General features: G+C 63.8%; 10 protein-coding genes. 9 read left to right on the forward strand and 1 reads right to left on the reverse strand.

Translation table 11 applies throughout. The features are described from left to right. Positions 1 to 4 precede the first annotated feature (4 nt). The 4 genes from eutC (at position 5) to RX331_RS11440 (ending at position 6,748) form a co-directional block, all read left to right on the forward strand. The gene (gene eutC, locus RX331_RS11425) at positions 5 to 775 is read left to right on the forward strand and encodes an ethanolamine ammonia-lyase subunit EutC (protein ID WP_317256662.1); all 771 of its coding nucleotides are present in this window, start codon (positions 5 to 7) and stop codon (positions 773 to 775) included. Positions 776 to 865: 90 nt separating this feature from the next. Further along, the gene (locus RX331_RS11430) at positions 866 to 2,887 is read left to right on the forward strand and encodes an acyltransferase family protein (protein WP_317256663.1); all 2,022 of its coding nucleotides are present in this window, start codon (positions 866 to 868) and stop codon (positions 2,885 to 2,887) included. 364 nt (positions 2,888 to 3,251) lie between these two features. Continuing rightward, a complete protein-coding gene (locus RX331_RS11435) occupies positions 3,252 to 5,642 on the forward strand; it encodes an efflux RND transporter permease subunit (protein WP_317256664.1) in 2,391 nt (796 codons plus the stop codon). Between the two features lie 47 nt (positions 5,643 to 5,689). After that, the gene (locus tag RX331_RS11440; protein WP_317256665.1) at positions 5,690 to 6,748 is read left to right on the forward strand and encodes a hypothetical protein; all 1,059 of its coding nucleotides are present in this window, start codon (positions 5,690 to 5,692) and stop codon (positions 6,746 to 6,748) included. 62 nt (positions 6,749 to 6,810) lie between these two features. Here RX331_RS11440 and RX331_RS11445 read toward each other — a convergent pair whose 3' ends face one another. Further along, complete coding sequence (locus tag RX331_RS11445) at positions 6,811 to 7,314, reverse strand: hypothetical protein (RefSeq protein WP_317256666.1); 504 nt, start codon at positions 7,312 to 7,314, stop codon at positions 6,811 to 6,813. Positions 7,315 to 7,748: 434 nt separating this feature from the next. Here RX331_RS11445 and RX331_RS11450 point away from each other — a divergent pair, with 434 nt between their 5' ends. The 5 genes from RX331_RS11450 to shc all read left to right on the forward strand — a co-directional run bounded on the left by RX331_RS11450 (position 7,749) and on the right by shc (position 13,196). Further along, entirely contained in the window at positions 7,749 to 7,988 is a 240-nt protein-coding gene (locus tag RX331_RS11450; RefSeq protein ID WP_317256667.1) for a hypothetical protein, read from the forward strand. Between the two features lie 194 nt (positions 7,989 to 8,182). Next, a complete protein-coding gene (gene hpnC / locus RX331_RS11455) occupies positions 8,183 to 9,061 on the forward strand; it encodes a squalene synthase HpnC (protein WP_317256668.1) in 879 nt (292 codons plus the stop codon). Then, positions 9,058 to 9,897 carry a presqualene diphosphate synthase HpnD gene (gene hpnD / locus RX331_RS11460; protein ID WP_317256669.1) on the forward strand — a complete coding sequence of 280 codons (840 nt, stop codon included), beginning with the start codon at positions 9,058 to 9,060 and terminating at the stop codon, positions 9,895 to 9,897. Before hpnC ends, hpnD begins: the two co-directional genes overlap by 4 nt. Further along, positions 9,897 to 11,150, forward strand: a complete 1,254-nt coding sequence (gene hpnE / locus RX331_RS11465) for a hydroxysqualene dehydroxylase HpnE (RefSeq protein ID WP_317256670.1) — start codon at positions 9,897 to 9,899, stop codon at positions 11,148 to 11,150. Before hpnD ends, hpnE begins: the two co-directional genes overlap by 1 nt. Positions 11,151 to 11,216: 66 nt before the next feature. Beyond that, a complete protein-coding gene (gene shc / locus RX331_RS11470) occupies positions 11,217 to 13,196 on the forward strand; it encodes a squalene--hopene cyclase (RefSeq protein WP_317256671.1) in 1,980 nt (659 codons plus the stop codon).

Here is a 13,196-nt window from a genome sequence, read left to right on the forward strand (position 1 = left end):
AACCATGAATACCCCGGGGCCGCCGTCCCGCCCGCTCGAAGCTCTGCGGGAGCTGACGCCGGCGCGCGTCGGGCTCGGCCGCTCCGGCGCCAGCATGCCGACCGAGGCGCTGCTTGCCTTCACGCTCGACCATGCCCGTGCACGCGATGCCGTTCACGCCGCCTTCGATGCGCCGCATTTGCTGGCGGAACTGGCCGATCTCGGCCTCGACGTGAGGAGTGTTTCCAGCCAGGCGCGCAACCGGCGCGACTATCTGCGCCGTCCCGATCTCGGTCGCATGCTCGATGCGGATTCGCGGCGCGCACTGGAGAAGCCGGGCGGCGCAGACAAGATTTCAATCGTGATCGGCGACGGCCTCTCGCCGGCGGCCGTCAATGTGCATGCTGTCGAACTGGTCCGCCATCTCGTCCCGCGCCTGACGGAGGCGGGATTCCAGCTTGGGCCCGTTGTGATCGCCTCGGGGGCGCGCGTCGCGCTCGGCGATGAGATCGGCGCCGTGCTCGGCGCGCGGATGGTGGTGATGCTGATCGGCGAGCGGCCTGGGTTGTCGGCGCCCGACAGCCTCGGCGCCTACCTGACCTTTGCGCCACGCATCGGCCTGACCGATGAGAAGCGCAACTGCGTGTCCAACATCCACGGCGCGGGACTGCGTTACGAGGAAGCCGCCTTCAAGATCGCGTGGCTGGCGCGTGAGGGTATTGCGCGCGCGATCACCGGCGTGGCCCTGAAGGACGAGAGCGGAACCGCGCTGATCGCCGCCAAACCGATCGATTGAAAGCCAAAAACGTTTCGGCCTGTGGCCTCGTTGCCGTTGTGAGCCAATTCGCGCCTGATATAAGCGGGCGAGGAGCGGGCAGGACAGGCGATGGAGAAGACGGGGGCACTACCGACCGCCGCGGGCAAGCCTGCGATTGCTGACGCGTTCCGGCTCGATATCAACGCGCTCCGTGCGCTATCGGTGATCGCCGTGCTCGGCTTTCACTTCCAGATACCGGGTTTCGCCGGCGGCTTCGTCGGCGTCGATGTCTTTCTGGTGATCACCGGCTATCTCATGACGGCGAAGGTGCTGAACGAGCTGAAGCTCGGCCGGTTTTCGCCGTGGACTTTCTGGATGATGCGGATGCGCAGGATCTATCCTGCGCTCGCGGTGCTCACCATTGCGACCGTCATCGTCGGCTGGTTCGTGACCCTACCGGCCGAATATCTGCGACACTTGCTCCAGGCGCTGTCGGCGCTGACCTTGTTGTCGAACTTCGCGTTCAAGAGCGACAGCGGCTATTTCGCCATGGCGGCCCAGACCAAGCCACTGCTGCACACCTGGTCGCTGTCGCTGGAGTGGCAGTTCTATTTCTTCATGCCGTTGATCGTCGGCCTGGTGTGGCGGCTTGCCTCGCGCGCCATCTCGGAGATCAGCGCGGTGATTTTGGCGCTGCAGGTCTTCGCTGTCCTGTCATTGGCGTGGTGTCTGAGGGCAAGCGAGCAAGATGCAACGGGCTCGTCCTACTTCTCGCTGCAGGCGAGAGCCTGGGAGCCGCTGGCTGGCGGATTGATAGCTGCAGCAGAGATCCGGCGCCGATCCGAAGGATTAGCCGGTCGCTCCTGGCTGCAATCGCCCGTTGCTGCGTTCGCAGGCTGGGCGCTGGTTGCCGGCTGCGTCGTCTATCCCTTGCCTGAAGCGCGATGGCCCGGCTTACTCACGATCCTGCCGATCCTGGGCTCGGTCGTCATCCTTGCGGCGCCACAGGGCAGCCAAGAAGCGAGTTTGCTGGGAGCGTCTGCGATCCAGCGCGTCGGAGACTGGTCCTATTCGATTTATCTCTGGCATTGGCCGGTCTGGGTTTTTGCCCTGAGCTGGCTGTCCGTGCGCGGGTATGGCGTTGGTCCCACGCAGAAGACGTTGATGGTGCTGGTCTCGCTGGCAATAGGCGCGATTTCCTACCGTTATGTCGAACAGCCCTTCAGAATTCGAAAGGATTTGTGGACTCCGCGCAGGCTGCTGGGAGCATCCATCGTCTCGTTCGCGCTGTTGGCAGGCTTCGTATCGCTGGCTTTTCTCAACAAGGGTTTTCCCGGCAGGCTGCCGGAATATCTGTTGTCCGCCGAACTGGCGCGACGGACCAGCACACCGCGAGATGAGTGCTTTAGAAACGCCAACTCCACAAAGAAGGCGGCAGAGACCTATTGCAGCTTCGGCAGCGCGCAGGCGGCTGGCAAGCCGACCGCGATCCTGTGGGGCGATTCCTACGCCAACCAGTATCTCGAGCCGATTTCGGCGGCGGCGCGCGACAACGGCATCCATGGCCTGATCGCGACCCAGAGCGCGTGCAGGGCCTTCGTCGATGACGACGCTGTCAACGCCGGCGATCGGCCGCCGTGCCGGCAATTCAACCGCGCGACGCTTGAATTCGTGCTGGCACGGGAAGGGCCGGGCATCGTCGTGCTTAACAGCAACGGCAGCGGTGGGGCCGAGATTTCCGCCCTGGCGGAGCGGCTGCTGTCGGCAGGCAAGACTGTCATCGTGATCATGCCGCTACTGGACATCGGCTTCGACCTGCCGCAGCGCTGGATCGAAAACCAGATCCGCGCCGGTAGGGCCATCGGCGAATGGAAAGTCGAGGCGGGCCCCGCCATTACTAGGAGCGCCTTTCGGGAAGAGATCTCACTCGCGCTGGATCGGTATCAAGATAATCCTCACCTTGTGATAGTCGATCCGCTGCCCGTCGTCTGCGAGCAGGGCTATTGCTATCTGGTCCGGGACGGGCAGGCCAATTTCCGCGACACCGCCCATATCTCCAACGTCAATGCGCTCCAGTATCGCGGCCTGTTCGACGTAGCGTTCCGCGCCGCGCTGCGCGGGCGGACCGAAGCGGAGAAGAAAAAAGACTGACCGCCGTCCCAGTTCGAGACGCAGGTTTTTGAAGGGCGCGCTGCTTCCCGAAAAATTGACCTGAGGGGGCTGTGCCGTTCCGTTACTACCGGCATTGGCGTCATCGCGGGCGCGCGAACCGGTGGGTTTACGGGTGTGGCAAATCAGAGACTTAAGCCCGATTTTCGTCATGTTCGGGCCGATTTGCACAGGCCGGTATGCTTGCCGGATGGGGTTCGGCCCTGTAAAACGGCGCCGTTAAATTTACCGCGTGATTTCAAGGGCTAGCGCCCATTTCGAATGGGGCCGCCAAAGCCGCATTCGCGCCAACAAACTGCATAAAACCAAGCTGCACAAACAGGCCGACGTGAGAACTGGACAGGGTATGCTCGACAAGAACTCCGAAAGTCACGTCCACGTCGAAGCCATCGAGGAGCCGCCGCCGGGCAGGAGCATCGCCTTCGGGCTCGAGCGCATGGGCCTGATCGCGGTCAAGGCGCCGATCCTGTCCCTGGTCATTCTGGCCGTGCTGATCGTCGGGGCGCTGTTCGGCATCGAGCGGATCAAGATCGACGACTCCCTGAGCCAGTTGTTCCGCTCCGATTCCAAGGACTACAAGCAATACGAGGCCGTGACCAAGCGCTTCCCGGCGACCGAGTTCGACGTGCTGGTTGTGGTCGAGGGCAAGACGCTGCTGGCCCGCGAGAACCTCGAAAAGCTCCGCGACATGGTCACCGACCTGCAGCTGATCGAGGGCGTGCGCGGTCTGGTCTCGCTATTTTCGGCGCGGCAGGCGCCGGAACCCGGCAAGCTGCCGGCGGCGCTGTTCCCGCCTGAACTTCCCGAGGGCGCCGCCTACGACAAGTTCGCCGAAACCGTCAAAACCAACGAGATCATCCGCGGCAAGCTGCTGTCGGAAGACGGCACGCTGGCGCTGATCGTGCTGTCGCTGGAGCCGAAGATTGTTTCCTCCAACGAACTCGGCAAGGTGATCGGCGAAATCAGGAAGATCATGGCCGAGGATCTCGCCGGCAGCGGGCTCAACGCCCAGCTTTCCGGCGTCCCCGTCATGCAGCTCGAGATCCGCAACGCAGTCAAGCGCGACGGGCTGACCTACAACATTCTCGGCATTCTCGCCGGCTGCATCATCGCGATCATCTTCTTCCGCAAGATATCGTTCATGGTGGTCGCGGCGTTCCCGCCGATCATCGCGATCCTGCTGGCGCTCGGCGGCCTCGGCTGGGCCAACTTCAACCTCAACATGTTCCTGAACGTGATGACGCCGCTCATCATGGTGATCAGCTTCTCGGACTCGATGCAGCTGACCTTTGCGGCGCGCGACCGCCTGATCGCGGGGCAGGACAAGTTCACCGCTTTCACCAACGCGGTGCTGGTGGTCGGCCCGGCCTGTGTGCTGACCCACGCCACCGCCGGCATTTCCTTCATCGCGCTGCAATTCTCCGATTCCGAACTGATCCGCAAATTCGGCGAGGCCGGCCTTGCCGCCACCATCATCGCACTGGTTGCCGTGCTGTCGCTGGTGCCGGTGTTCGGCGTGCTGTTCGTCCGCAACGAGAAGATCTTTGCGGTCAAGTTCCAGAGCGCCGACGCCGGCGTGCAGGCACTGCGCAACTTCTGCTACTGGATCGCGGTGCGCATGGTCGGCCGTCCCGGGCTGTTCAGCCTGCTCGCGTTGGCCCTCGTGGCGGGTCTCGGCATCATCTACGCCACGCTTGAGCCGCGCTATCGCCTGGCCGATCAGGTGCCTGACAAACGGCAGGCCGTGGCGGCCTCCGGCCGTCTTGATGCCAAGCTCACCGGCGCCAATCCGATCGATGTGCTGATCGAGTTCCCCAAGGGCGCCTCGCTCTATGCGCCGGATACGCTGAAGACGATCGCGGAAGTTCACGCCATGGTCGAGAAGTCGGCTGGCGTCGGCAACGTCTGGTCGCTGGAAACGCTTCGTCGCTGGCTGGCGGAGAAGGCGGGGAGTTCCGACGTGGCGACGCTGAAGGAATATGTCAGCGTCATCCCCGAGCATCTGGTGCGCCGCTTCATCTCCGCCGATCAGGACGCGGTCGTGGTGTCCGGCCGCGTGCCTGATCTTGATTCCAGCGAAATCCTTCCCGTGGTCGACAAGCTCGACAAAGCGCTCGACAAGGTGCGCGCCGAGCATCCCGGCTTCGAGATCGCGGTCACCGGCCTGTCGGCGATCGCGGCGCGCAACAGCGCCAACATGATCTCGAAGCTCAATCACGGCCTGACGATCGAGTTCCTGCTGGTTGCGATCTTCATCGGGCTGGCATTCCGCTCAGTGGTGGTGATGTTCTCCTGCATCCTGCCGGGCATCTTCCCGGTCGTCGCATCGGGCACGGTGCTCTGGATACTGGGCGAGGGCCTGCAATTTGCCAGCGTCGTCGCGCTCACGGTGTCGTTCGGTCTCGGCCTTTCAGCCACGATCCACTTCCTCAACCGCTTGCGGCTGGAGAGCAAGCCGGGCGTCAGTTCAGGACTGGCGGTCGAGCGTGCGACCGTGCTGGTCGGCCCGGCGCTTATCCTGACCACGGTGGTGCTGGCCTGCGGCCTCGTCGTCACCGTGTTCTCCGACCTGCCGTCGCTGCGGCTGTTCGGCTGGCTCAGCGCGTTCTCGATGATCGCGGCTCTCGTCGCGGACCTCTTTATCCTGCGGCCGACCTCGATGTTCCTGATCAATCTGTCGGAAAAGATCCGCGGCATCGACCACGCCAAGCCGGCGGAAAACAAACCTGCCGGCTAAAACAACAAGGGCTGTCGGTCAACGGCATGCCGAAGAGGGGCTGAGGAATGACGTCTGCAGGATCAGCTAGCCGCCCTGCGGCCGACGCCGCTGCGTATCGCGCGGTCGAGCACATCTATCACTCCTATCTCACCGGGCTGATCCTGATGCTGGCCTCGCGGGCCGGAAGCCTGCGCGCGGCGGAAGTGGTGTTTCGTACTTTCCGGCGCCAGCAGCTGGCGCGCTTCCTGCCCGGCTTGAAGAAGCTCGGCCTCGACCAGCTTCCGCATGCGGTGGCCTGCGCGCAATATCACTATCTTTCGAACCAGGTCGGCGGCGTGAAGGTCGAATATGTCCATGAGAGCGACACCAAGGCCTGGGTGCGCTATCCGCCGCCGCGCTGGATCTGGTCGGGCACCGCGATCTGCGGCATTCCAACCGACGTCTCGCGGGCGATGCTGCGCGGATGGCACGCCAACAATGGCGTTGTGCTCGGCAATCCGAGGCTCGGCTTCGTCTGTACCGGACAGACCGTCGACGGCCAGCCTGGGCTTGAAGGTTATTACAAGGAATGGGATCGCGATCTCGCGCCTGAGGAGCGGCTGCAGTTTTCGCCGGGCGAGCGCTGTCCGCCATTCCGCGCCGATCTCGCGCCGCGCCTGCCCGAGAATAGCTGGCCGGAGGAGCGCCTGCAGAAGGTGCTGCGCAACTACGCGATGGAGTACATCACCTCAATCGTGCCGGAGACGATCAACGTGCTCGGCCCGGAGGAGGGCGGCCATCTCGCCGGCGCCGCCGCCCGGCTGGTCGGCATGCATACCTTCGACGATGTCGCTGCGCTGTTGGGTGGCGTCGAAGCAGGAGCGATGGGCTTCGCCAAGGCGTTCGCCCGTCTCGCCCGCGGGCAGGACGATGATGCGGAACTGCGTGTGGAAAGCGCAAGCGCGACCGTGCGCCAGACCTCGTGGCGCCTGATGGCGGAGCGCGAGGCGCCGTCGCCTGCCGTGTTCGATGCCTGGAACGAATTATGGGTCGGCGCCGCGCTGGCGCATGATCGCTTCATGCGCGTCGAGGTGATCGAGCGCCGAGATCGCGGCGATCCCTGCTGGCAGTGGAAGTTCGGCTGATCGCAAAACGAAAAGGCAGCGCTATTGCGCTGCCTCGAAGCATTTGGAAAGGGGGCGCCGGATCAGGTCTTGGTCATCGTGATCTTGACGCCGCGGATCTCGCCCTTGGAGTCGATTTGCACGGTCTGTTTATTGCCGTTGGTGCGCAGGTTGAGGTTGGCCGCAAATCCGGAAGCCTCGACGAACACCTCGATCTGGCCGCCGCCGGCGGTGCCCTGCAGATTGCCGAAGATGTTCCGGCTCTTTTCGCTCCAGTTGCCGGAGATGCGCTCACCCTGGCTGGTGACGTCGCTCGACAGGTCGAACTTGTAGCTGTCGCTGGCGCAGTGCAGGTTCTGCTTCAGGCCGAGCCCGTTGGCGTTGACCTTGTAGTCGGCCTTGCAGCGAATGTTCTCGGTGGTGCCGTTGGACAGCGCGACCGTGCCCGTGCCGGTCCAGTTTCCGTCGAAGCCGGCAAACGGCCCGCCCGCCTGGGCATGGCCTGGGGTCGCCGACAACATCAGCGCGGCGCCGATGCCGGCCGCCGCCAGGGCCCGCCCGAGCAGACTGGAACCAAAGAGTTTCATCGTGATTTTTCCCATCAAATAGACGTCTCTGCAAAGATACGTCTCGCCACATCGAAGATTTAGTGTCGGCGCAGTATCTTAGGTTCAAATGACGGCGGTGCCGTTTCCGCCGGTCGCAGCGGAAAAATGGGCACCCCGCCGCATGGAATCAATGATTCCCCTCGGCTCCGCCGGTGCAGCATCTAACTTTGTGCTGTTTCGCCTGCAACATCCATTTGCCGGACATCTGTGACAAAAATACACGTTAGATATCAGCCGGTTATTTAACGTGCTGAAGCTGCGGCTGATGTCGCCGTAAATTTGACCGCATTTACCTTGCTTGTCCTTTGCTCGCTGCTGCGCTACGCGGCGCCTGCCATCCAGACAAATCCGTTCCGGCCACGCCGAAATGCTAATCGGGAACAGGATTTCTTGCTGCCGAATGAAGGAATACGATGCGTAAATCTCTCCTCGCCCTCACCTTGCTGTCGATCTCGATGACGACGACCGCCGCCTTCGCCCAGCAACAGCGCGGCGGAACGGAGGCAGAGCAGAAGGCCTGTACCCGCGACGTGCAGAAGCTCTGCCGCTCGGTCATCGATCAGGGCGACCTGACGATCCTGGCGTGCCTGAAGGAACACCGTTCCAAGATCAGCGCGGCCTGTGACCAGGTTCTCAAGAACAACGGCCAATAAGCCGGTCCAGCGTCCGTTAACCCTTCGCGGGCAAGCCTTTTTTGGCTCTATGACGCGCGTCACGGGCGGGGCTAATCAGCCCATATAGCATTGGTTTTGGCTGCGGATTCCCCTATATGGGGCCCGCAATCACCTTAGCATGCGCTGAAGCATCGGCGCATGCCGCCAATCCCTGATGATGTAGCCAGTTCCTGATGACCACCGCCAGCGACCTGCGATCCGGAAAGACCGACCGCGACGAGAATTTTCCTGTCGCGTCGTGGATCATCCACCCGCGTCACCGGGCGCTGATTCTTTCCTTCTATAATTTCGTCAGGACAGCGGACGACATCGCCGATCACGCGACACTGAGCGCCGACGAGAAGCTGCGCTATCTCGACCTGTTCGAGGCGGAACTGCTTGGCAAGGGCGACACGCAGAAGGAGGCGGTCAGCCTGCGCCACGCGCTGGCCGAGCGGTCGATGGCGCCGCGCCATGCGCTCGACGTGCTGGTCGCGTTCCGCATGGACGTTACCAAGCTGCGCTACGAGAACTGGGACGACGTCATTCACTATTGCCGCTATTCGGCGATGCCGGTCGGGCGCTTCATGCTCGACGTCCACGGCGAGAGTACCTCGACCTGGGCGGCGTCGGACGCGCTGTGCGCGGGCTTGCAGATCAACAACCATCTGCAGGATTGCGCCAAGGACTACAAAAACCTCAACCGCGTCTATCTGCCGCGCGACGCGCTGGCCGCAAGCGGTGCCACCGTCGAGATGCTGGGGGAGGCGAAGGCGCAGCCGGCGCTGCTGCAATGCCTTCACGCGCTGGCGGTCCGCACCGAAACGCTGCTCAACGAGAGCAAGTCGCTCGGCGCCGAGGTGAAGGATTTCCGGCTCGGGCTCGACATTGCGGTGATCCAGGCCTTCGCCGACAAGATCGTCGGCATGCTCAAGGAGCGCGATCCGCTCAGCGAGCGCGTGCATCTGAGCAAGCTGGAGCTGCTCGGCCATACCTTCGGCGCCGTGGCGGGCGAGATCATCCACCGCTCGGTCGGACGCCGCCCTTTGGCGAAACCGGCGGCCGGCGCATGACGATCCAGACGGCGGCGGCCAACGCAGATTACGGCACCACGGCGTCCGGCAGTTCGTTCTATGCCGCGATGCGCATTCTGCCGCGCAGCCAGCGCGAGGCAATGTTCCAGATCTACAGCTTCTGCCGGCAGGTCGACGACATCGCCGATTCCGACGGGCCGCGGCCCGAGCGGTTGGCCGCCCTGCAGCAATGGCGCGACGATATCGACGCCCTCTATCAGGGCCATCCGCCGCCGCGCCTGCAGGACTATGCCGCCTCGGTGAAGAAATTCGGTCTCAAGCGCGAGGACTTTCTGGCCATCGTCGACGGCATGGAGATGGACGTGCCGCAGGACATCCGCGCGCCCGACCTTGCCACGCTCGATCTCTACTGCGACCGCGTCGCCAGCGCCGTCGGGCGTCTGTCGGTCAGGGTGTTCGGCATGCCCGAGGAAGATGGCATCCTGCTTGCTCACCATCTCGGCCGCGCGCTGCAACTGACCAACATCCTGCGCGACATCGACGAAGACGCGGGCCTTGGCCGGCTCTATCTGCCACGCGAAAGCCTGATGCTCGCCGGCATCACCAGCGATAATCCGCACAAGGTGATCGCCGAACGGGCGCTGCCGAAAGTCTGCCTGGCGCTTGCCGAACGGGCAAAGAAGCATTTCGAGAAGTCCGACGAGATCATGAAACGCAACTCGCGCCGTGCCGTGCGCGCGCCGCGGATCATGTCGAGATACTACCGCACCATACTGGATTTGTTGCTGGCGAGGGGCTTTGCTGCCCCGCGCGAACCGGTCCGCGTCCATAAATGGGCGAAGATTGCCATCCTTCTCCGTTACGCGATCATCTGATGCAGAAAAACGCTCATATCATAGGCGCCGGTATTTCCGGCCTCTCGGCCGCCGTGCGGCTCGCCAATGCCGGCTACAAGGTGCAGGTCCACGAGGCGACGCAGCAGGCCGGCGGCCGCTGCCGCTCCTATTTCGACGCGGCGACCAATCTCACCATCGACAACGGCAATCATTTGCTGCTGTCGGGCAACAGCCATGCGCGGGCCTATGCAAGATCGATCGGGACCGAGGCGGGCCTGGTCGGGCCGAAGGTGGCGCAGTTTCCGTTCGTCGACATCTCGACCGGCCAGCGCTGGCTGCTCGACCTCGGCGACGGCAAATTGCCGCTCTGGGTGTTCGACGAGGCGCGCCGCGTCCCCGATACAAAACTGTTCGATTATCTCGCATTGTCGCCGCTGGTCTGGGCCGGCACCGGCAGGCTGGTCGGCGATACGATCCGCTGCGAGGGCACGCTGTATCAGCGGCTGGTGCAGCCGCTGCTACTCGCCGCGCTCAATGTCGATCCGCCCGAGGGATCGGCGGGCCTTGCCGGCGCGATCGTGCGCGAGACGCTGCTGGCAGGCGGGCAGGCATGCCGGCCGCTGATCGCGCGCGAGGGCCTTAGCGCGGTCCTGGTCGAGCCCGCGATCAAGCTGCTGCAGGACAAGGGCGCGTCGATCCGGTTCGGCCACGAGCTGCGCGAATTCGCGACCAAGGGCGAGGGCGTCAGCGAACTGAAGTTCGGCACCGATACGATTGCGCTCGGTGAGGGCGACGTCGTCGTGCTCGCGGTGCCGCCGCGTCCCGCGGCGGCACTGCTGCCGGGGCTGAAGACGCCGACTAAATTCCGCGCCATCGTCAATGCGCATTTCCGCTACGATCCGCCGCGCGATGCCGCGCCGATTCTCGGCGTCGTCGGCGGCCTCGTGGAATGGCTGTTTGCGTTCCCGCAGCGGCTGTCCGTCACCATCAGCAATGGCGACCGCCTCGTCGACATGCCGCGCGAAGAACTCGCGCTGGCGATCTGGCGGGACGTCTGCAAGGCGGCCGGCCTGCAGGGCGATCTGCCGCTGCCGCCCTGGCAGATCGTGCGCGAGCGCCGCGCGACGTTCGAGGCGACACCGGAGCAGAACGCGCTGCGTCCGGGACCCGTGACATCATTCAAGAATCTGTTTCTTGCCGGCGACTGGACCGATACCGGATTGCCGGCAACCATTGAGGGATCGATACGGTCGGGCGACCGCGCCGCCGACCTGATTCTGGCGAGGCCCTGAGGCCTGGGCGGACGTTGCGTGACCGGCTTCACAGAGCCGGCACGCGAACAAAGGGATGCTAGCGATATGCTTTCCATCGACAAGAAAATTGCAGGCGATGCCGTCGCGACCGTCGATCCGGTCGCGCTGGAGAAAAGCATCTCCTCGGCGACCGAAGCGCTGCTCGGCTATCGGCAGTCCGACGGACATTGGGTGTTCGAGCTGGAGGCCGACAGCACGATCCCGGCGGAATATATCCTGCTGCGCCACTATCTCGCCGAGCCCGTCGACACCGAGCTCGAGGCCAAGATCGCCAACTATCTGCGCCGCACCCAAGGCAATCATGGCGGCTGGCCGCTGGTGCAGGACGGCCCGTTCGACATGAGCGCCAGCGTCAAATCCTATTTCGCGCTGAAGATGATCGGCGATTCCATCGACGCGCCGCACATGGTGCGTGCGCGCGAAGCGATCCGCTCGCGCGGCGGCGCGGCCGGCAGCAACGTCTTCACGCGCTTCCTGCTCGCGTTCTTCGGCGTGCTGAGCTGGCGCGCGGTGCCGGTGCTGCCGATCGAAATCATGCTGCTGCCGATGTGGTCGCCATTCCACATCAACAAGATTTCCTATTGGGCGCGCACCACGATGGTGCCGCTGATGGTGCTGGCGGCGCTCAAGCCGCTGGCGAAGAATCCGAAGGGCGTCGGCATCGACGAATTGTTCCTGCAGGATCCCAAGACGGTCGGCATGAACAAGAAGGCGCCGCATCAGAGCTGGGGCTGGTACGCGCTGTTCTCGACGCTCGACAAGGTGCTGCGCGTCGTCGAACCGCTGTTTCCGAGGAAGCTGCGCCAGCGCGCGATCGATGCCGCGCTTGCCTTCACCGAAGAGCGGCTGAACGGCGAGGACGGCATGGGCGCGATCTATCCGCCGATGGCCAACATCGTCATGATGTATGACGCGCTCGGCAAGGGGCCGGATTACCCGCCGCGCGCGGTCACCCGCCGCGGCATCGAGAAGCTGCTGGTGGTCGGCGAGCACGAGGCCTATTGCCAGCCCTGCGTCTCGCCGGTGTGGGACACCGCGCTGACCTGTCACGCGCTGGCGGAAGCCGGCGGCGAGGACACGCTTGCGAAAATGAAAGAGGGCCTCGACTGGCTGAAGCCGCGGCAGGTGCTCGACCTCAAGGGCGATTGGGCAGTGAAGGCGCCCGACGTCCGTCCCGGCGGCTGGGCGTTCCAGTACAACAACGCGCACTATCCCGATCTCGACGACACCGCGGTGGTCGTCATGGCGATGGACCGGTCGCGGCGGCAGAGCGGCAGCAAGGAATATGATTCGGCGATTGCCCGCGGCCGCGAATGGATCGAGGGTCTGCAGAGCCGCGACGGCGGCTGGGCCGCGTTCGACGTCAACAATCTCGAATACTATCTCAACAATATCCCGTTCTCCGATCACGGCGCGCTGCTCGATCCGCCGACCGAGGATGTCACCGCGCGCTGCATCTCGATGCTGGCGCAACTCGGCGAAACCGCCGAGACCAGCAAGGCGGTTGCCGACGGCATTGCCTATCTGCGCCGCACCCAGCTTGCGGAAGGGTCGTGGTATGGCCGCTGGGGCCTGAACTACATCTATGGAACTTGGTCGGTGCTCTGTGCGCTAAATGTCGCAGGCGTCGATCATCAGGACCCGATGATTCGAAAAGCGGTCGACTGGCTGGTGTCTGTCCAGAACAAGGACGGCGGCTGGGGCGAGGACGCGGTCAGCTATCGACTCGACTACAAGGGATACGAGGTCGCGCCATCGACCTCCTCGCAAACGGCATGGGCCTTGCTTGGATTGATGGCCGCGGGAGAGGTGGAAAACCCGGCGGTGGTGCGTGGCGTGCAGTACCTAAAAACCACACAAACGGAAAAAGGGCTGTGGGATGAGGCACGTTACACGGCTACAGGCTTTCCGCGGGTGTTTTATTTGCGTTATCATGGCTACTCGAAATTCTTTCCGCTCTGGGCACTGGCGCGGTACCGGAATTTGAGAAGCACCAACAGCAGGGTGGTAGGGGTCGGGATGTGA

It is taken from the genome of Bradyrhizobium sp. BWA-3-5, from assembly GCF_032917985.1.
Classification (GTDB): domain Bacteria; phylum Pseudomonadota; class Alphaproteobacteria; order Rhizobiales; family Xanthobacteraceae; genus Bradyrhizobium.

Coding starts and splice junctions, on each gene's coding strand:
- RX331_RS11435 (WP_317256664.1), top strand. CDS start 3,252: ATGCTCGACAAGAACTCCGAAAGTCACGTCCACGTCGAAGCCATCGAG.
- hpnE (WP_317256670.1), top strand. CDS start 9,897: ATGCAGAAAAACGCTCATATCATAGGCGCCGGTATTTCCGGCCTCTCG.
- RX331_RS11445 (WP_317256666.1), bottom strand. CDS start 7,314: ATGAAACTCTTTGGTTCCAGTCTGCTCGGGCGGGCCCTGGCGGCGGCC.
- RX331_RS11430 (WP_317256663.1), top strand. CDS start 866: ATGGAGAAGACGGGGGCACTACCGACCGCCGCGGGCAAGCCTGCGATT.
- shc (WP_317256671.1), top strand. CDS start 11,217: ATGCTTTCCATCGACAAGAAAATTGCAGGCGATGCCGTCGCGACCGTC.
- RX331_RS11440 (WP_317256665.1), top strand. CDS start 5,690: ATGACGTCTGCAGGATCAGCTAGCCGCCCTGCGGCCGACGCCGCTGCG.
- eutC (WP_317256662.1), top strand. CDS start 5: ATGAATACCCCGGGGCCGCCGTCCCGCCCGCTCGAAGCTCTGCGGGAG.
- hpnC (WP_317256668.1), top strand. CDS start 8,183: ATGACCACCGCCAGCGACCTGCGATCCGGAAAGACCGACCGCGACGAG.
- RX331_RS11450 (WP_317256667.1), top strand. CDS start 7,749: ATGCGTAAATCTCTCCTCGCCCTCACCTTGCTGTCGATCTCGATGACG.
- hpnD (WP_317256669.1), top strand. CDS start 9,058: ATGACGATCCAGACGGCGGCGGCCAACGCAGATTACGGCACCACGGCG.